General features: G+C 55.1%; 15 protein-coding genes. All 15 read left to right on the top strand.

The genetic code is table 11. The features are described 5' to 3' along the window. The first annotated feature begins 120 nt into the window (after window positions 1-120). The 15 genes from AC5S27_RS18480 to AC5S27_RS18410 all read left to right on the top strand — a co-directional run bounded on the left by AC5S27_RS18480 (window position 121) and on the right by AC5S27_RS18410 (window position 20006). The gene (locus AC5S27_RS18480) at window positions 121-2826 is read left to right on the top strand and encodes a hypothetical protein (protein ID WP_493936032.1); all 2706 of its coding nucleotides are present in this window, start codon (window positions 121-123) and stop codon (window positions 2824-2826) included. A 4-nt stretch (window positions 2827-2830) separates the two neighbouring features. After that, window positions 2831-3925, top strand: a complete 1095-nt coding sequence (locus tag AC5S27_RS18475) for a Gfo/Idh/MocA family protein (protein ID WP_493936031.1) — start codon at window positions 2831-2833, stop codon at window positions 3923-3925. 41 nt (window positions 3926-3966) lie between these two features. Next, on the top strand, window positions 3967-5373 hold the full coding sequence (locus AC5S27_RS18470; RefSeq protein WP_493936030.1) for an MFS transporter: 1407 nt from the start codon (window positions 3967-3969) through the stop codon (window positions 5371-5373). Between the two features lie 29 nt (window positions 5374-5402). Further along, window positions 5403-6164, top strand: coding sequence for a glucosamine-6-phosphate deaminase (locus tag AC5S27_RS18465; protein ID WP_493936029.1), 762 nt, complete (start codon window positions 5403-5405; stop codon window positions 6162-6164). Further along, window positions 6136-7305, top strand: coding sequence for an N-acetylglucosamine-6-phosphate deacetylase (locus AC5S27_RS18460; protein WP_493936028.1), 1170 nt, complete (start codon window positions 6136-6138; stop codon window positions 7303-7305). Before AC5S27_RS18465 ends, AC5S27_RS18460 begins: the two co-directional genes overlap by 29 nt. Further along, a complete protein-coding gene (locus AC5S27_RS18455; RefSeq protein WP_493936027.1) occupies window positions 7302-8213 on the top strand; it encodes an ROK family protein in 912 nt (303 codons plus the stop codon). Before AC5S27_RS18460 ends, AC5S27_RS18455 begins: the two co-directional genes overlap by 4 nt. 53 nt (window positions 8214-8266) lie before the next feature. Beyond that, entirely contained in the window at window positions 8267-9328 is a 1062-nt protein-coding gene (locus AC5S27_RS18450) for an SIS domain-containing protein (RefSeq protein ID WP_493936026.1), read from the top strand. Beyond that, entirely contained in the window at window positions 9325-9789 is a 465-nt protein-coding gene (locus tag AC5S27_RS18445) for an EamA family transporter (RefSeq protein WP_493936025.1), read from the top strand. The genes AC5S27_RS18450 and AC5S27_RS18445 overlap by 4 nt, the downstream gene beginning before the upstream one ends. 14 nt (window positions 9790-9803) lie before the next feature. Then, entirely contained in the window at window positions 9804-10220 is a 417-nt protein-coding gene (locus tag AC5S27_RS18440) for an EamA family transporter (protein WP_493936024.1), read from the top strand. A 465-nt stretch (window positions 10221-10685) separates the two neighbouring features. Continuing rightward, a complete protein-coding gene (locus AC5S27_RS18435) occupies window positions 10686-11300 on the top strand; it encodes a hypothetical protein (protein ID WP_493936023.1) in 615 nt (204 codons plus the stop codon). 2171 nt (window positions 11301-13471) lie between these two features. After that, window positions 13472-14113 carry a hypothetical protein gene (locus AC5S27_RS18430; protein ID WP_493936022.1) on the top strand — a complete coding sequence of 214 codons (642 nt, stop codon included), beginning with the start codon at window positions 13472-13474 and terminating at the stop codon, window positions 14111-14113. 239 nt (window positions 14114-14352) lie between these two features. Then, window positions 14353-15702, top strand: coding sequence for a tyrosine-type recombinase/integrase (locus AC5S27_RS18425; RefSeq protein ID WP_493936021.1), 1350 nt, complete (start codon window positions 14353-14355; stop codon window positions 15700-15702). Between the two features lie 239 nt (window positions 15703-15941). Next, window positions 15942-16670 carry a tyrosine-type recombinase/integrase gene (locus AC5S27_RS18420; protein WP_493936020.1) on the top strand — a complete coding sequence of 243 codons (729 nt, stop codon included), beginning with the start codon at window positions 15942-15944 and terminating at the stop codon, window positions 16668-16670. Window positions 16671-17523: 853 nt separating this feature from the next. Next, on the top strand, window positions 17524-19185 hold the full coding sequence (locus AC5S27_RS18415) for an outer membrane beta-barrel protein (protein WP_493936019.1): 1662 nt from the start codon (window positions 17524-17526) through the stop codon (window positions 19183-19185). 608 nt (window positions 19186-19793) lie between these two features. After that, on the top strand, window positions 19794-20006 hold the full coding sequence (locus tag AC5S27_RS18410) for a hypothetical protein (RefSeq protein WP_493936018.1): 213 nt from the start codon (window positions 19794-19796) through the stop codon (window positions 20004-20006). Window positions 20007-20136: the final 130 nt, after the last annotated feature.

The raw sequence follows: 20136 nt of genomic DNA, 5'->3' as shown, positions 1-20136 counted from the left end.
TCGCTGAAGTCCGGCGCTGTATCTCTTCCAGAAGTACCTTACTGTAACTTTCGGACAGGCATAGACTCTTCTCAGCCTGCCTACTCCGCATCGGCAAGCCCGCAGAACTTCGGACAGACCATGAAGAACAGCGATCTCATCGCTTACCTCAAGCCGATTGCCTCGCAGTTGAGTCCATCGGACTCCGTTGAGCTGATTGACGTGATCGGACGGGTAAGTGGCATCCAGTGCAGCGCGGATTGCCTTACGCTACACGTTGAACTGGAAGCAGGACTATATCGGGGCAGCTTCGCCACGTTGCCCGGATCGTTTGACATGTCCTCCGCGATGATCGAGATGGTACAGGTTCCGGATGGAAAGCGGGTGTCGGTGGGCCCGTGGGATCTCGATCATATCCGCAATGTCATGGCGGTCCCCATGATGTGCGTGTACGTGAATGGACGCCTCAAAGGTGGCCTCTGGTTCTCCATGCCCGGCCCGAACGAAATCGCAGCGCAGCTTCTCACCGCCGATTTTGGTTTCGAGGCACAAAGCGGCAGGAACGAGTTGGTGCTGGAGTTCATCGAGCGCGACCGCCAGCGCATGGACTTGGGCAGGCTCGCTTACTTCGAGCTTCGCCACGATGATCGAAAGGCCATTATGCTTGAGCCGGCCTCGAGCTCACGGCCTCGTATATTCCTCAATTCGCAGGATGCAACGCAGGTTCGCGAACGCTGGCAGGGAACTGAGGAGTTTGAATTGCTGCGGCGTCAGCTCGCGACAGAGGATTTGGTCTTTCTGACCGACAATAGCCAGGGTACTCTCGAGCTGGCCAGCCTGTTCTTCCTGCTTACGGGTGACCGGGAGATCGGCGCTCGTGCCCGGGACAGGATTGTCGAGCTTGCCCATGCGCCTAGCTGGAGCGGCCGCCCCGATCCCCTGCTCATGGGCGGAGACAATGACCGCGTAATTGGGTTGCGTCTCTATCAGACTGCACTAGGGTGGGAGTACCTCCAGCCATTGCTGAGTGATGAAGATCGACGTGCCATCCTGGCAAAGGCCGAAGAATACATCGGAAAAATTTATGACTTCACGCTGCTGCAGCGTGGCTATATGGGCTGCCCCGCGGTTGATCCGCATTCACTCGGAGCATGGAACGGAGCCGCAATCGCATGCATGGCCTTCTATGACGAATTGCAGATCGCGCGCCGAGCTCTCCCGTTTTTTCACGGCCTGTTCTGTGAAAGCCTGACCCTGTTTCCCGATAGCGGCAAGGCCGCATGGGCTACCTACTTTCCCTTCCACCTGGTTCTTTACCTTGCAGCCGCACACACGTTTGGCGGCCAGCGTCCGGAACTGGATACAAGCGTCTTCCTCGATCACCTCGGAGAAGCGCTGCTGGCTTGTTTCGACGCTCCAAACAGTCAGGAGCTGCAACGAGGCCTGCGCACCCGCGAGCATCGCTTTCTTACTGCGTTCCTTAGCCACTTCCATCCCACGCCGGGCATTGAAGACATCTACAGGTCTTTCGCGGAGAGAGAAAGGCGCGCAACCGGTCACGTGGCCCTCGGCATCTTCGATCTGCTGTACGCACCGCAGGTCGCTGGCTCGATCGCGCAAGGCACGGACCGTCCGCTCTTCGCGCGGGATGTGGGCGACATCATCGCTACGGTTCACGGCGAACATACGCTTGCCGTGTCCATCAGCGGAGGTCCTAAGGCGGGAAGGCGCGCCGTCTTTCACCTAATGCCGCACAACCGCGAGTTCGCGCCATCCATGGGTGCACTTGCTGTGGCCATGGATGGCATACCGGTGCTGTGCAATATCGACATGGGCACTTACGGTCTCAACAGCGCATTGACCAACACGATGTGCTTTGAGGACGGCGGTGCACTCACCAACGGCCAGTACCTGAATGGTGCGGTTGCTCCTGAAAACTGCGGCATTATTCGACGGTGTTTGATTGACGAACGCTTCTTATTCGTCCACGTTATTATCACGCATGCGCTCGATCCTCGGCTCAAGGTGCAGAAGGCAGACAGGGTTTTCATCCTCGATCGAAAGACCGGCGTTATGCTGCTCTCCGACGCATTCTCGGGTTCGCGAGCTATACGATTTGCCACCCATCTGCATTGTTCCGGTTCGATTACGGATCTTGGAGATGGAGCGTACCGGTTGACGGGCGGCCAGGCAAATCTGATCGCCGGTATCAAGGGTGGCGGCAAGGGACTGGATGATGCGGAGCGCGGAGAGATATTCGTGCAGGTGATGGGTCAGTCTTCTTCCGCTCGCGTCGTAGTTGAGGAGCCCACATGGGTTCCTGGATATATCTACGGACTGAACAACACTGGAGCGGAAGAGATAAGCGAAGGCCGGTTTCCACGCTACCGGCGTTGGCGTCTGGAAGAAAACGAGCCAGTAGAACGTGGGGCATTCCTTGTTGCACTGACCATGAAGCGCGGCGAGGTCAGCCTCTCGGACAGTGCGGTTCGACTCCCTGCGGGAGGCGCTGTTCGCTTCGGTTATGGGACATTAGCGGCGCTCGGTGTGCAATGTGAATGCGAATGCCTCATGTGGGACGACCACGACCAGCGCATCACTGCGATGGGGCTCCGAAGGTTGCGGCACGGCGAAGACGAGATAAGCTTCAGTGGGCCGGTCGACGTGACCTACATCGTCGACACTGGAGCAGGACAGCTCTATACGCAGCTCGACATCACGCCTTCCGCGGCATCTGGCTTCAGGCTTGATCCTTGGTCAGCCGTCGGCGACGAGAGCTGGAAGACACATAACGCATACCAGGCACGATTCTCAAGATTGACAACAACTACAAAAATCAAAGGGTGAAAGTATGAGTTCAGACAAGGCCATTGAGGTGGCGATCCTTGGCAGCGGACGAATGGGACAGCACGTGCTTCAGCATCTCACTGCCAGCCCTCTGGTCCGCGGCATTACGGCCTACGACCCGGTCGCTGAGAAGTTGCAGGAGCTTCAACATATCTATCCAGTGAAGGCAGCCGCTGCGCTTGATGATGTGCTTGGCGATCCTGCGATCAAGCTGGTGTTTATCACGGCTTCCAACGATGTACATCGGGAGTTGACGATTGCAGCTCTAGAAGCCGGCAAAGCAGTGATGTGTGAGAAGCCCATGGCCACCTCGCTCGAAGACGCAACGGCGATGGTGGAAGCAGCCGAACGTACCCACGGCTTTCTGCAGGTGGGTTTTGAACTGCGTTATTCGCACCTGTACACCACAGTGAAAGACTGGATTGACCGTGGCCTGCTAGGGCGCGTGCTGAATACACAATGCACGTATATTTCAAGTGCCTGGGGACGCAACGATCTCTGGCGAGTTGCCAGCAAAACAAGCGGTGGGATGTTCGGTGAGAAGCTTAGCCATTATGTCGACCTGGTGCGGTGGTGGATCGGCGACTCGGTCGAAGAGGTATACGCAAACTCCGCGCCCAACATCATTCCCTATTACGAAGTGCATGATAACTACCATTGCTCGTACCGCTTCAAGGGTGGGGCTGTCAGCCAACTCACCTTCATGATGGGTCCGGCCGCCAGCTTTAAGGGCGACCCATTGCAGAATGCGGTGTCGCAGCAATCCGGCGATGGACACGCGCTACGCTACATGATCTACGGCGAGAAGGGTGCGGCTGAGACAGATGTGTTTCCGCGCACCGTCAAGCGATGGGAGTTCGGCGAAGACGACTATGGCCAGACGAGTGCATGGGTAGAGAATGGCACCTGGAAACCCGATCGCGATTTTGCGTACTTTCACAACACGCACGAGCAGGCTCTGGATATTGTTCGGCGGGTTGCAGAAGGCGAGCCGCCCAGCATCGATCCACGCGACGCTCTCGAAACAACCCGGCTCTGCTTTGCAGCCGAACTCTCAGCGACAGAACGGCGGCCGGTACGTCTGGATGAGTTGCGATAGCGATGCCATGATTTCGTTTGCAGAAAACGGAGAAGAAGACGATGCCAACCTCTGACAGCATGGACCACACAGCGCCGCCTGAGACCGCTCTGGGTGCCCCAGACGAGCTGGCAGCGCTGGGCCGGTTCTATGCCGACCGTAAGCTGATGTGGGGCAACGTGGGATGGATCACGTTTGGCCATTTTGGTACGGCGCTTGCGATGACCATCGTGGAGCCGCTGATGAATCTGCGTCTCAAATCGGTCGGGGTCAGCGAGTCAACCATCGGCCTGATTACCTCTGCCAACCTATGGGCAGTCAGTTTTCTCGTCATGTATTTTTCCTGGAAGAGCGACCATTGCACCAGCCGCCTGGGCCGTCGCACTCCGTTTGTTCTCATCTCACTGCCGTTCATCGCAATTGCGCTTGTGCTCTTTCCGATGTTCAGTGAAAAGTGGCTGCTCGTCGGGTTGATGCTGCTCTATTTCTTCTTCAACGACATGAAGGCCTCCACCTACCCTCTGCTGGCCATCGACTGCGTGTCAAAAGAGGTGCTGGCGCGCGTCTCCGGCATCATTGCCATCATGATCAGTGTGGCAGGCTTTCTCTCTTCCCGCCTGGGCTCCAAAATGGCAGATGCGAGTCCTACAGGGGTATTCTTCGCTGCTGCTATTGTGATGACAGCCATGACGCTGATCGCCCTCTGGCGCATCAAAGAGCCTCCGATTCATCATCCAGCGGTAGGTCGCTTCAACCTGCTGGCGCCCATCAAAGTTGCCTGCCGAGACCGGCGCATTCTGATATTGATTGTTGCCGTTGCTCTGCTCAATGCCTTTCCCATCATCTTCAAGACGTGGGTCTGGTTTTATGCGCGTTCCAAGCTTGGCCTCAGCATCGGTGATACGGGCATTGCCATCTCCTGGGGTATGCTGCTGCAGGTCGCCGTGTCCTACCCCGCGGGCTGGCTCATCGATCGCTTTGGCAGCTACATCGCTCTGTCGATCGAGTGGGCGTTGATGCTTGTTCTGGCCATCTGGTCCGCGCATGTCACCAACCTTCACGGCCTGATCGTTCTCACCTCGCTCTACTTTGTCTTCATGCCGCTGCAGGTGGCTGGGGACGCCATCCTATGGAAGACGATGGACAAAGCCGATACCGGTTCTTACACCTCTACAGTCTCGCTGGTGCGTAATTTCTGCACCGGTACCGTGGTGGCTATCTCCGGTTTTCTGATCCGGTGGTCGGGTAGCTACATCGTGGCCTTCTGGTTCGGGTTTGGCTTAAGTTCCATCGCGCTTATCGTGTTCTTCATTTATCGCCACATCATGCGTAAGGGGCACACCACATTTATTCCAGCCGCAGAAGTTGCGGAGTCCACAAACAGCGAAGGCCACGCGTCTCTCGTTGAACCTTCCGGCTACAAACCCCAGGCAGACGGCATGCACAAACCCCTAATCGCAGCAACATAAAGAGCTGATCTCTATCGATGGGAGAAATCATGAAAGTCCATGTCGCTGAGTCTCGCATGGAACTCGGCCACACTGCCGCAAGCCACATCGCTGGCGCACTCCGCGCTCGGCTGGGCGAGCAAGAGGGTGTTCGCATGATCCTGGCTGCCGCGCCCAGCCAGTCCGAAATGCTTGCTGCCCTCATTCAGGAGCCGGAGATCGACTGGACCCGCGTTACGGCCTTCCACATGGATGAGTACATCGGTCTTCCGGAAGATGCACCGCAGCGATTTGCCAACTGGCTGCGTCAGGCATTCGCAGATCATGTCCCCCTTGCCCGTTTCGAACCGATCAATCCGGGCGACTCCCCGCAGGAGACTTGTGACGAATATGCGAAGCTTCTCGCAGAAGCGCCCATCGACTTCGTGCTGCTGGGCATAGGCACCAATGGACATCTCGCCTTCAATGATCCGCCGGCGAACCTCGAAGATCCTGACGCAGTAAAAATTGTCACGCTCGACCGCATGTGCCGCGAGCAGCAGGTGCTCGACGGTTGCTTTGCCACATTGGAGCATGTCCCTCGCCAGGCAATTACCCTTACCGTGCCAACGCTGCTTGCCGGTTATGCGCTGTTTTGCAGTGTGCCGGGCCAACTCAAAAGCACTGCCGTGCAAGCCATGTTCGAGTCGCCAGTAAGTGGCGAATGCCCCGCAACAGCACTCCGAACTCACCCGCGCTGCAATCTCTACCTCGACCGTGATTCCAGCTCAGAGAGCCGACACCATGTCCACCTCGACCATCACAGGCCGTGATCCGCAAACAGGACGCTCCTCCTCTGTACTGGTGGAGGATGGCGCAATCGTGCGCGTCGATGCGTCCCATGAGGACACGGATCTTTTTCTCTCGGCAGGGTTGATTGACCTGCAGGTGAACGGCTGTTGCGGCTTCGATATCAACGCAGAGCACCTCACTCGGGACACCATTGTTGGCCTCGTCAATGCCATGCTGGCACGTGGCGTGACATGTTTCGCACCCACCATCATCACCGCGTCCGAGGAAAGAATCTGCAGCGCTCTTCAGATCATTGCTGAGGCTCGCAGAAGCGACACCAGGATAGGCTCCTGCATTCCCTTCGTGCATGTGGAAGGGCCGCATATCTCTCCACTCGATGGCTATCGCGGCGCGCACCCGATGGAGTGGGTCCGTCCCCCATCGATCGAGGAGTTTGATCGCTGGCAACACGCTTCCGGTGGCATCGTCGGGCTCGTTACTCTTTCTCCGCACTGGAATGAATCGCCTGCATACATCGCAGCGCTGTGCGAACGCGGTGTGCATGTGTCCATCGGCCATACCCACGCTACGCCAGAACAGATTTGCCTGGCAGTGGAAGCAGGCGCACGATTGTCGACTCACCTGGGTAATGCAATCGCAACGGAGATCGCCCGCCATCGCAACCCCATCTGGGCTCAGTTGGGAGAAGATCGCCTCACCGCCACATTCATCGCGGACGGCCATCATCTTCCTGCCGATATGTTGCGGTCGATGGTGCGCGCAAAAGGTGCGGAGCGATCTGTGCTGGTTTCCGATTCAGTCGCGCTCGCCGGAATGCCGCCGGGTATTTACACCACTCCGGTGGGTGGCTGCGTCGAAATGCACGCGAGTGGCAAACTTTGTGTCTTCGGCTCCGAACTCCTCGCGGGTTCCACGGCTTCGCTTCCGCAGTGCGTCAGTCATCTGGTCAACGCAGCTGGTGTCCCGTTACATCAGGCGCTTGCCATGGCAACATCGAATCCCGGTCGATTTGCCAGTGGCCGAGGCCAACTCGTCCCAGGATCGCGCGCAGACCTCATACGGTTTCGTTGGGAGAAGGAAATGTTGATTGAAGACGTGTGGCAGGCGGGCGAAAGGATCGACCTACAAAAACGCGCACTGGCAAAGGACCTGTTTTCATGAGGCAGATCGGCGCGGTCGACATCGGCGGAACCAAAATTGCCGCGGGCATTGTGCGCGAAGACGGAGTTACGCTTCATCGCATCGAATGTCCAACAGAAGCTGAACTGGGCTTCCCGAACGCAATCGCTCGCATCGAAAGTATGCTCCGTCAGCTAGTTGCCCGATGCGGAAAGATCGACGGCATCGGAGTTGCTTGCCCTGGGCCGCTCGATCCCATAGCAGGTATTATCGGCAACGTCGGCACACTGCCGGGTTGGGAGAACGGCCATCTCGCCGAAGAGATCGTCGCGCGATTCGGTCTCTCCGTCGCGGTTGAAAATGATGCGGATGCCGCTGCCTTGGCCGAATATTCATGGGGAGGGATGCGGCCCACTGGCACGCTCATCTACGTCACCGTGAGCACTGGCATCGGCGGCGGCATCGTGCAATCGGGTCAGTTATATCGCGGTGTGCACGGAGCCCATCCAGAACTGGGCCATCAGCTCATCGATCCCTCCGGCCCCCTTTGCTACTGCGGTCTTTCGGGTTGCTGGGAGAGCCTTGCCAGCGGCACTGCCATGAGCGCGCGGTTTCAAACAGTTGCTGCAGAATGCGGACTTCTAAGTGCCGAGGAAATCTGCGAAAGAGCACGGCAGGGCGATCTTGTTGCGAGGCAGACGGTCAGGCGAACTGCTCACTACCTTGCATCGGGGTTAGCCAACCTCGTCACCCTCTTTGCTCCGGAATCCATTCGTCTGGGCGGAGGGGTGATGCGGAGCAGCGATCTCTTCCTCGAAGAGGTTCGATCTCAGGTGCTGCGCATGTGCACGCAAGTGCCCGCTGAACTTACTGCAATCACTACGTCGTGCCTCGGGTCCGACACAGGCCTGCTTGGAGCAGCGCAGTCCTGGCTGCTTCGAAATCCATGAGAGGATGTTTTCTCGCAATCGCAGACCAGCCATCGCAGAACAAGGAGGCAAAAGTGACTGAGTTAGAAAAGAACATACAGGCCCAACCCGAGTCGCTCGCTCATGCATTGCGTTATCAGTGCGAGGACGGAGCTGCGGCTATGCAGCAGGCTGCGGCCCTGCTCGGGTCCGCGAAGAAAGTCGTCATTGCGGCAATGGGTGCCTCGCTGTTTGCTTCGATTCCATTGCAGTATTTCCTGTCCTCTCTCGGAGTAGATGCCGTTGCCATTGAAGCCGGAGAGTTGCTGCATTACCTCCAAGGCTCATGGAAAAATGCGGTCGTACTGATGGTCTCCCGCTCCGGCGAGTCCATTGAAATTACCAGGCTCCTAGCGATCATGAAGGGCAAAGTCCCCATCATTGGCGTGACGAACGAGCCTCTGAGTCAACTGTCCCGCTCTGCGGACGTGAGCCTAATCTTATCGAGTCTCCCCGATCAGATCGTCGCAATCCAGACCTATACGGGGACTGTTCTCGCTCTCCATTTATTAGGGAGTGCCGTTGCCGGCACACTTGATACGTCCAGAGACGAGGTGCGGCAGATTCTACCCGCCTTCACCTCTCATGTGGAGGGAAATGTCGCCGCGATTGAGCAATGGGACACGTTCCTACATCTCGATTCCAATATTTATCTCCTAGGTCGCGGACCATCCGTCGCATCCACGCTGGAAGGCGCGCTGCTCTTCCACGAGGTAGCCAAAGCGCCTGCCGTCGCGATGCCGATCGCGTCGTTCCGGCATGGTCCCGTCGAAGTCGTCGACCGTCACTTCAGCGGATTCGTCTTCGCACCGGCGGACAACACGAGAGAACTTAACCTTGCTATGGCTGAAGACCTGGTGCGCTTCGGCGGACAGGTCCGGCTGATCGGTCCATCCCCATCCGCATCGCAAAGCCTCACCGTCTGCGAGACACCCGCCCTTCCGGCAACCCTCGCTCCCTTGTTTGAAATCGTTCCCCTGCAAGTGGCAGCACTGCGCCTGGCGATCCTGCGCGGAATCGAACCAGGCAGCTTTCGTTACGCTCCGCAGGTTGCAGTCGATGAAGCCAACTTCACCCGAAAGGAGAAGTCGCAATGAACGAAAACCCACAACAGGAAACTCCAGGGCCGTTGCAGCGGATGCGCAGCGCACGCTGGTTCTGGTACGCGATGATCTGCGTCATCTGCTGGGGTGGATGGGCGCTGCTCTCCAAACTCGGCTCGCGGGAAATTCCGCCAGACACCATGCAATTCCTTTTCACGGTGGGGACTTTGCCAATCGGTGTAGCTCTCCTCATTGCGCGCCGCGGCCGGCTTGAGAAGAGTGCCCGTGGCATCACATACGGCGTTCTGAACGGGGTGCTTTCAGGAGTGGGCGGACTGGCTCTCTTTGCCGCGTACCACACCAACGGCAATACAACTCTGATCACCGCCACGTCGGCACTTTATCCCATGATCACGGTCGTGCTCGCCGTCGCCATCCTGCGTGAGAACTTTCGCCCCATTCAAGCCCTGGGCCTCGTTTTCGCCGCCGCTGCCATCGTCATCTTCTCGCTTTAGGAGATCTAGCTCAGATGCATATTCCTCCGTGGCTCTTGTACTCCATCCTGACCCTTATTGCCTGGGGAGTCGTCGGTCTCCTGCAAAAGCTCTCCACCAACTACATCTCCGCGGAATCCTCCCTGATCTGGCTCGTCGTCGGATTTCTGATCCTTGAGCCATTCTTCTATCGCGGACCCGCGATCTTTCACTACTCGACGATCAACCTGATCTACGCCTTGCTCAGCGGACTCCTCAATGCCGTAGGCGCTTGGGCTCTCTTTGCATCGCTCAAGAGTGGAGGCAAGGCCTCCATCGTTGCGCCTCTCACAGCGCTCTATCCCGTGGTGGTCATTGCGCTGGTACCGGTGCTTCTCCATGAATCCGTGCCTCCTCTGCAGTGGGCTGGGGTCGGTTGTGCCTTGATCGCCGTCATATTGCTCTCCGCGTAAAGTAATAGGGCCTTGTCCTATCCACGGAACTCCGCCCATGTCGAAGGGAAGTTCATGTCGCGCTGTCGCAATTCTGATCGAGAAAATCATCTTCCGTTTCAGTTAGTCACCTGCTATTGCAAAGTTTGGTGTGCATTGAAAGACGGATGTGAGTAATGCCATACCCGGACTTCCACATCGCAGCCCGGGCGAAGGGCCGTATCGCACCATGTCTAGAAGCTGCGCTATGTAGACAACGGCACGAAAGAGGTCGATTCGCTGCATCATCGCAGCCGCAACTAATAGACCGCAGTTCGACTATCCAAGTATGGCTAGTTGTTTCGAAGTAGTAGTACCTGATCCACTGAGCGAATCTGCAGCAGCGATGAAATCGTCAATTGCCGTCTGACGGTTCGCATACGGCTGGCATCATACCAAGCTTCGCAGAGGGAAGCACATTTTCATGCAACGCATGATGCATTGACGATGCAGCCTAATCGTCAGAACTGGCTGCTGCAGCTTAAGAAGCACTCCCGCTTCTTCCGCCTAATCACCGCCGTCTTCGGCACCGTAAGCGGCGTGGGTAGCCACATCGACGATGAGAAACAACTCAAGCTCAAGACCAGCTATCTTTGCTTGACTGCAATGTGGCTTGTTCGTTCCTTTGTCCTGATGCCGTTGACGCTGGTGTGGTATCTCCATCAAGTGCCCACCGCACAGCCGGCGCTGCTTTCGCTGGGCATATCGACCATTGGCTCTGGCACCTTTTCGCAGATCACGCGTATTCTGCTGGTGATGGTCGTCACTTCAGCGACCATCACCTTCGTCACGTACTATCTCGCTTACAAAAACCCGAAGGACTTCAGCCTTTCCCATGCTTACGCACTTCTGTTGCTGGCTCTAATGGTGATAGGGTCGGGTGAGGAGGCACGTGAGATGCGGCGCGAGCCACTCGTCATCGGGCGGCACATATATTCAAACGGAATGCGCGTAAGCGAGGTCACGACCGCGAAAGGAAATGTATATCTTGACCGAACCGTGTGGATCGACCAGGAAATCTGCAATCATTGGGCCAAAGGCGAAGCAATGTATCGCGGGTAGCGTGGATCATGCCATACGCTCACCGGCTATTGCTCGTTGAACAAGTTACTGGCTGGCAGGGATAGCGCATCGGTGGGGAGCTTCCTCGACATGCTTGATTTCTACGGGCCGGATATTTCCTATCGGAAGTACGTGCCGCCGCTGACGGGGACTCCGGAGGGAATCAATGCGCTCGGAGACTACCTTTATGAATAGGCTAATCCGCCGCGGGATTCCGCTAAAGACACGCAACTGATCGTTTGCAAATGAATGCGCGGTCTCATCAAAACAGATTGAGTGCGTTATTCAAACACTGATCGTCCTACCCAAAATCTGATCAAAGATCGACGGGATTGAGGGGTGAAGCAACTGCGACGGCTTGACCGAGTAGTTGCGCCCGATTGCGATGAAAGAGTAAACGTGGCATACCCAAATATGGGTGAGGTTGAAGGGCCAAACGTGTTTCACCCGATTGCAAGTAGCCACAAAGTATTTCCCCATCATGTCGAACTGCGAAAACGGGCCGGCTCCATCCCTCTTTCGCCACAGCGCCATTTTTCGGTGGACTGACACTCTGGTCATCCAGTGCGATCATTGAGCCACCGCCGATCAGAGGGTCCAATCCATGAAAGCGCGAATTCGCCGTGAGCGTATGAGATTTGATTGCTGAACTGACAGCATGGAAGCTTTGTGGATAGCAGGGTCGGCCATTCTCCCCTGTCTTCAAGCCATTTGTTCCATTGATTCGCAGGTTCCGGTGCGGGCATAGGATCCAATGAAAGGAGAAGCTCTTTTGCCATTCGGACGCTCATCACGGTTGTGAGCGAAAAACGATCTCGGGTCGGAGTCCAACAATCGAGCAACCGCAGGACATCTGAAAAGTGCAATGATAGAACTGCAGCGGTTGCCAGAAGCACGGCGGTTCGCGGCACTCCACTCCCATCTTGCTGGTAGCGACGCAGCATTATTGCACTTAAACTAACACCCAAATGCTCTCTAAGAATTGGTGCAAGTTCGGTTAGCCGAGCGTCTGTTATTGCGAAACGCTCTTTCTTGCTTGTGAGAAGGGAAGCGAACGAATTGTGTTCCCACGGAAGCAGCAACGGGGCGTTAGATCTCGGTATCCGATGTCCGATTTGTCTACGTACCGGTACAGGTAGACCGCTGACAAACCACGCGACGCGACCGATTATTCGAGCTTCGCTGGTATATAGGAACTTTAGCGGGACGTCGACTCTTTGTGCACCGGTGATCAACATCAGTCTCCCTTTGTCCAAGACACCGCGACAGCATGAGTACCCGGTCCGGTGCTGGAATAAGTAGTGTCGGTCAGGATCAGGCTTAGCCCGTTCATCTCTACCGATTGAGGAAACGGCAATGATGGCGCCGGGCGGAATCCTCGGAAGTGCCAATTCATCGCTGGTCTCGACCTGCGCATATACTAGCCGTTGATGTCTCCAATTGGGGCCTCGAATTGCGCGTATCGGAACTCCTCGCCGCCAAGAGTTGACAAGGTCATACGCGAAAGAATTTCTTTCAAAAGCTCTTGTGTATCCTAAAATTGCGGGAAGGTCTACAAGCCGATCGTGGTAATAGGGGTAAGTTTCAATCAGCCCGGTCTGTTTCCATTAAGCAGAAAATCCAGAGCCCTCATTCCCTCGAGACTGTACCTAACACCTTAAATGCGCTGCTGATCGTGAGGTCCAGGGAGCGCGAAATCGCGTGAAGTTGTCGAGGAGAAGGGGTATACCCGAACTGGCTAATGTTGGATATGAGGTCATGACTGAGCCCGTGCGGCACTGATTTGTGATCTTGCGTTTTCCACTACCCGAACGGGACAACATCAGCAAGTGCGACAGCACCTCTGCTTTCCGTTCGGCAGATACGGGTTCGTAAACTGTCATGGCTGCCTCGCAAAAGTTTTAATGATGTAAACCTACAATTGAATTCTGCTCGAGGTGGCGGTCGGCCATTTACGTTGATTCGGCGACCAAGTTCCCGTTCGATGAAGCCAAATTGCACGACTATGGCGGGTTGTACCGTCGCGACACCGCTGCCCAGAGAGGCGCCGACACTCGACTCGGTGAGCCCGGCAGCGCTCATCAATCCTTGAATCTCTTAAAGAGCCGTTTTGTCCACGACCAGGTTTTCAGAAGCGGTTGGGGTCAGATCATCAATGAATAACTGACCGGATGTATGAGGTCTCGGCGAACTTCGGCGAAGAACAGACCGGGAACCTATTTCTTGCCGAATGCTTTGCTACTTCGCCGAATATTTCGCCGAATTGCACGCCACTGAGGCTCCAAATCGTCCCTTCGGCTCCACTCTTCTCCGTTGAAAACATAAGCTTTCCACGCCTGGTGAGTGCTCTGTTAACCGAAGGGTCCTGCATTATCTCGGAGCTTGAGTTCTCATTCGTCACACTCCTTTCCAAATCGCAAGGTTTGCCCTTCGGGCTTGCCCCCTGGTACCTGATCGGCTTTCCACTGTCGGTCAGGAACCAGATTGCAGCAATAACACTCGGGCGTCCAATACTTCATAATGATCAGGTGATAAATAAGTTTGATCGCGTTCATGTCGAAGACCCATATCTACTCAGTTGGGGAGAATATGTTGCGGTCAATTTATTCTGTACGGATGGCCTAGGCTCTATTGTTCCCGCGATGCACAACCAATCTCCAAACTTGCTGGCGTTCTCTTCGGAACTGTGTGTGCGAGCAATACCGGTCGTGGCTGACCCGATTTACGAAAGAAAACCCGGCTACAGTGCCCGTCGAACTTCTGTGAACCCGAAGCTCAGAAACGATGAAGGCGTGGCGTATGAACCCGATTAGCAGGGGCGAGAATGGACCGACATTGCTTCAAGCGGCGCAGCCCCCACCTATCTCGCTGCCGCAATAATTCCTTTCCATCTCAAAGGGATTTCTCATTTCATTTCCGTTCTACTAAATAGAGAGTGATGTGCTTCCAGAAGACTTCTTTATCTCCGCGTTTACAGCCGTCACTTTCCATCGGCGATTACGAGGAAGCGCATATTACATCGAATGCGGCGTGCCCTGGCTAAGGAGAATACATGCCCAACCCCGTCCGAGGCACCTACGCCCGAAGAGCTGTTCGCACGATTTCGGTTCCAGCTCTCCCAACACCTCTCGATCAGGCATCCATGGCCGAGGCCGCACTGGAGCCCATATGCAGTGCTCGTCGGATGTTCGTTGGCCAGAAAGCAATCGCCCGGCATAGTTCCACGGCAATGGTGAAGGAGCGTGAAGCATTCCTTTCGTACATGAAGGCTCGCATTTCACATACGGTTCTCAAGTATTATGCGTCGGTCCTGTGCTACATCGTTTGCCATGTGCAGCCCGCCGATCCAGACTTTGTGGGCAATGACGATATCGCCCAAGGCGCAATTGAATGGACGAACGAATATCCGTCAGCATCGGAACAGCAAGCCGAGCGAAGACGAAAAGTCTTCCGTGGTCGAGCAAGATGCTTTTATAGATTTTTGGGAGTGTACGCTCCTTCGCGCATTCCTCGTGCCTACGAGCGACCTCTTGCTGACTTCGCTCGTGCATCGACAGCAGCAGGCTATCGCCTGACGACAAGAAGTTTCAATGAAACCCACACACGGAAATTCCTCACGTGGGTCGCTGTCCGCCGCGAAAATCTTTCGGAGGTTGTCTTGGCTGACGTTGACGACTTCCTCTTCGAGATCAGAGAACAAAGAAAATCCCATCGAACGATAGTGTCTTACTGCCAAGCGTTAAGAGCGTTCTTCCGTTTCGCCGAGAGAAACGGTTTGAGTCAGCAGGCATTGAGCGAGACGATCAAGTCGCCAGTCGAATATAGCCGTCAGAAAGTGTTGAACTGCCCTCCCTGGAATCAGGTCCGCAAGCTCGTCAAATCGCTTGACGGCATTACGCCAGAATTCTGCCGCGCAAAAGCAATTGTTCTGCTTGCCTCAGTGTACGGATTGCGATGTTCAGAGATCGCAAATTTAACGCTGGATGATTTCGATTGGTTTAACGAAGTGCTCACAGTTCGACGAGCGAAACGGGGCCGCGTGCAACAGTTCCCACTTCAGTATGAAGTTGGCGAAGCGATCATTCGCTATCTGCGGGAGGTGCGGGGTCACTCGCCGTACCGAACTGTGTTCTTGTCGCTCAATCGCTCACGTCGGCCTATAAGGAACTTCAGTCAGACCCTTGCCGCAACCATCAGGGAAAGAGGCGTACTCGATACGCCTTGCGGACTTCATGGACTCCGTCACGCGTGCGCCACCGAACTACTAAGAACTGGGACTTCTCTTCAAGGTATTGCTGACCTGTTGGGTCATCGAAACCTGCGGTCAGTAAGCATTTATGCGCATTGTGATATTCATGCACTGCGACGAGTGGCTGATTTTCCGCTAACGGATATTCTATGAGACTATCTGACGCCGTTGCACATTACGTGGTTCGCCGACGCTCGGAGGGTTTGCTATTTGTCCACAACGCATCGGTCCTGAAACTCCTTTGTAACCATTGTGGAGACATCAACCTGACAGAAGTTTCCGCAGATCAAATCACGAGCTACATTCATTCACAAAAGATTTCCCCTGTAACGCGTTCTACCAGATATTGCGTGGTGAACGGGTTCTTGACCTTTTGTCGAGTACGCGGATTAATGAATCTCATCCAGGTTCAAGAGCCGATGCGGAGGAGAGGTTATCGAGTGCCAATTGTCTATAGCCAAGGGCAGATTCGCTATCTGCTAACCGGCGCTATGAACATCACGACGAAAGCAAATTGTCTGGGCGACGAGATGGACGGTTCAACGTTCAGGATGATCCTGCTGGTACTTTACGCCACTGGCGCGACGGTAGAAGAAGTCGTCCGTCTCCGTCGATTAAATGTCGATCTGAAGCAAAAATCTATAGAGTTCAAAGGGGCACCCCGACAGGAATATCGAAGATTACCAATCGGACGGGATTTTTCACGCGAGCTTGGCCAATACATACGTACTCAATGCAAGGACTCCGACGATACGCTACTGTTCCGCTTCAAGAGTGGGCGCGAGATCACACGAAAGAACCTTTGGAACAGGTTCGGTCGCTTGTGCCGGATGGTCGGGATTCCTGTATCAAATGATGGCCACGTCCCCCGACTGCATGACCTCCGCGCCACGTTCGCCGTGCATCGTCTCACCCGCGCAATCCGCTCAAGAGAGAATCTGAACAGACTCATTCCGGCGCTCTCGACCTATTTGGGATCATCCGTGCTCACGAGAGCCGAGCACTTTTTGTCGTTTGTTCCGGAGCGATTCAGCACCGATCTTGAGAAGTTGAGTTCGACGAAGTCTCATACGCACTGGCGGGATAAGCCCGAACTACTGAACTATCTTGGTTCGCTGTAAGCGGCAGGTAGTCGTGTCCTCTTTATCTCTCTTTTGTGGAGCGATTGACAACTCTAGCTCCATTGAGTAGCCTACGCTCACCTTCCAGGAGAAACCTATGCGTCGTCTCATGCAAGTTCTAATACTGGCATTCGTAGTGGCTCTGATGTCGAGTATTTCGGCTGATGCCTACTTCGCTACCTGTACCGGCAGCACACCTTGCAATGCCTGCAAGAACTGCAAATACTGCAAACACTGTGCCAAAGACGGCGGGACTTGTGGCATCTGTAAGCGGCAACGGTAAAGGCCGCACCGGGAAGCCGAGTAGCTACCAGCCATTGGTCGGCGATTTCTCCCACTTGTTACGGACCACATTATGACCGAAAAAGACTCAATTGCTTTAGTACCGCTCACGTCCACCGAGATCAGGATGCTGCGGAGTCTGTTACTCACAACGCCGAGTGAAGTCGGGAACATCACTGAGGAAGAAAAGGAGCGAATCGTTCTAAAACTCCACGCCGCTCTTGAGGAAGTGACGCCGTTAATGATCGGCACCAACCGAGTTCAATAGATTCTGATGAACTTACGGCCTCGATGCGAATGTATCCGACTAACAAATGAAGCCCTGGCGGGTGAAGCCGTTGAATGGTAGTGGCGAGAATTGTTCGAGCCTCTCGCAGACTAGAAGGCCGACAATCAACCCGATCTGTTGTTTTGGCAAGCTGGAACACTCGGCAACTAAGACCCAGGGACTCAATACCAACCGACCTAGGCGTATTTCTATCCGGCTATCAGCCGCGCTGCTCTGCGGTTTGTTCTAGGGGCTACGCAGGTCCTTAACCCGAAACTTATCCATCAGGCTCATATTCAATTCATGCGCAACAACGGCGGTCAGACCGTGGCAAGTTCATCGCCAACGATTGCTGTCTCGGGAGCATTTACTGGCGGAGGTAATTCTGCCGGAAATGGCGGACAGAGCCGAAACTTGATTCAGCTTCAGGACAATCTCTCGTCTGTGACTACCAAGGCATCCATTCAGTTGGGAGGCCAGCTTCGAGTCCTTCACGAATCGTCGCTCTCTGAGCCGGACTTCAATGGCGTATTCCAATTTTCCTCACTGGATGCGTATCGCATTACCCAAACCGAGCTTTCGCAAGGGATGAGTCCAGATCAAGTTCGTGCTCATGGTGGGGGTGCCAGCCAGTTTAGTCTGGGATCGGGGAATGCGGGGGCAAGCGTTACCTTGCTGGACTACGCGCTCTATGGTCAAGCCGATTGGAGTGCCAGGCAGAATCTGACTCTAGGCTTCGGAGTCCGTTTCGAGTCTGAAGACCACATCCACGATGACGCGAACGTTGCTCCACGGCTGTCGATTGCCTGGTCTCCCGGTCGCGCGGCAACGACGAAGACTGTCATTCGCGCCGGCTACGGCTGGTTCTACTCGCGATTTGCGGCCAATTACGTTCTGCAAACGATCCGCCAGAATGGGACCAATCAGCAGCAGTATGTCGTCCCGTTACCAGACTTCTACCCCACGGTCCCTTCACCACAAATGCTCGGGGCGGAGCTCCCCCCAACCGTGTATCGGATCGGCCCGAGTCTTCGAGCGCCCTCTTTGCAGCAGACTACCGTGAGCATTGATCGCCAGTTCGGACGATCGTCCACTCTATCCCTCAGCTACGTGAACACTCGCGGCATTCACCAGCTCCTTAGCCGCAATATCAATGCACCGCTCCCTGGAACTTACAATCCGAATGATCCCAGTAGCGGAATACGTCCGTTGGGCAACGCCGTCAGTATTTACGAATATGATTCGGAAGGAGTCTTTCGGCAGAATCAACTCATCTTGAACTTTAGAAGCAGGCTTGGCTCGAAGATCAACTTCTTCGGGTACTACTCTCTGAATGACGCCAGAGCGGATACCGCCGGTGCAGGGAGTTTTCCGTCAAACCAGTACGATGTTGCACTCGACTTCGGCCGAGCCTCTTATGATATCCGGCATCGTATTGTGGTGGGCGGAGTTGTGAACCTGCCTATGGGCATTCAACTGAGTCCTCTCGTAACCGCGTCCTCTGGAGCGCCTTTCAACATAGTGGTGGGCGAGGATCTGAATGGAGACGGTCAGTTCAATGACCGACCTGCGTTTGCGACATACCTGAGCCGTCCAAGCGTGATCAGAACGCCCCTTGGCGTATTCGACCAACTACCGATGGCCGGCCAAACGATTATTCCAATCAATTATGGACACGGTCCGAGCCAATTCATGGCCAACCTCCGCCTCACAAAGTCGTTCGGTTTCGACTTAGGATGGATTGGTAAGGCTAGCCAACGCAGCGAATCAATGCAAGAAGGTAAGAAATCGAATCTGCCGTACCATCTCTACCTTGATTTCTCAGCGCGCAACATCTTTAACCATGTCAACCTTGCTAACCCCGTCAGCATACTTGGATCGTCGCTGTTCGGTAAGTCCAACGCTACTTCGGGGCCACAATCGGCGAACCGACTTGTCAACTTGCAGGTGCGTGTCACCTTTTGAGGTCGCCCCACCTTTTCGGCAAATGATTTGTTGTGATCGACCGCCCGTGAGGCTTACAGCTATTCCTTAGTATTCCGCAAGTGCGTTGCCCTGCGATTAGAAAGTTAGGCAAACCACGGGTTGCGTGACACACCTATTTGCGGTCGTGACCTGGTCACAGAATCCCTACCGGTGAAAGCTAGAATTTTGTCGTAATCACCAGCCCCGGCGCCCGGAGCAAAACCTTGTCTGGAGAGTCGTGCCTGTGTCGTTCGCGTTGTAATCGTCTAGCGGCCATGATTGTTGCCTTCTTTCGGAAAATGAAGGCGAAGCGGATTGCAAAGTGGACTTTCAGGATTAGCGGGGAGAACCCGGTCAGTCTTTGCGTTTCCTTTACGCAACAGGCTGAACAGTTGATGATCACCATCAGAGCGGCACAGACACATCAAATTTCGGCTTCAATAGAACCCTCCGTTTTTAATAGGCAATAATCCTCCCCGGTTTAGTGACCCTACAGTCCGGCATTGATCCCATAGGTATAGGAGGAACGTTTGTCCGATAGTTTGCTAGCTCCATTGGGTCTATTGAGTTGTTGCCGGGACCGCGCTCGAGCCTGAGAAGCTTTCTGTTTGGTTGCCCTGAATTCGTCGAGCGTCCATTCGGTGGCCAGCGATACGCATAATCCGGCCCCCCGTCGCCTAGCGGTTGTACATCTCTGGGGAATGGGTGTAGCTTCTCCGCCTTCCGCCGTAGCCATTATCGAAGAGATTGACGCGATCAACGTCTTCACGAAGATCAAGCCTTCGCACATCCACGAGTTAGAGAAGCTACTCACTCGATGAGTAAAGGACTACCCCTCAATAGACTTTATCGGCAGGCTCTCAACTACTTCCTCATTGAACATCCTTTGGGAGGAAAGACTCGTGAGGAGCCGACCTGTTGGCAGCCTGACGGCGATCGAAAGGGAAGTCA

It is taken from the genome of Acidicapsa borealis, from assembly GCF_059115245.1.
This window is presented reverse-complemented; position numbering and strand designations above follow the sequence as displayed.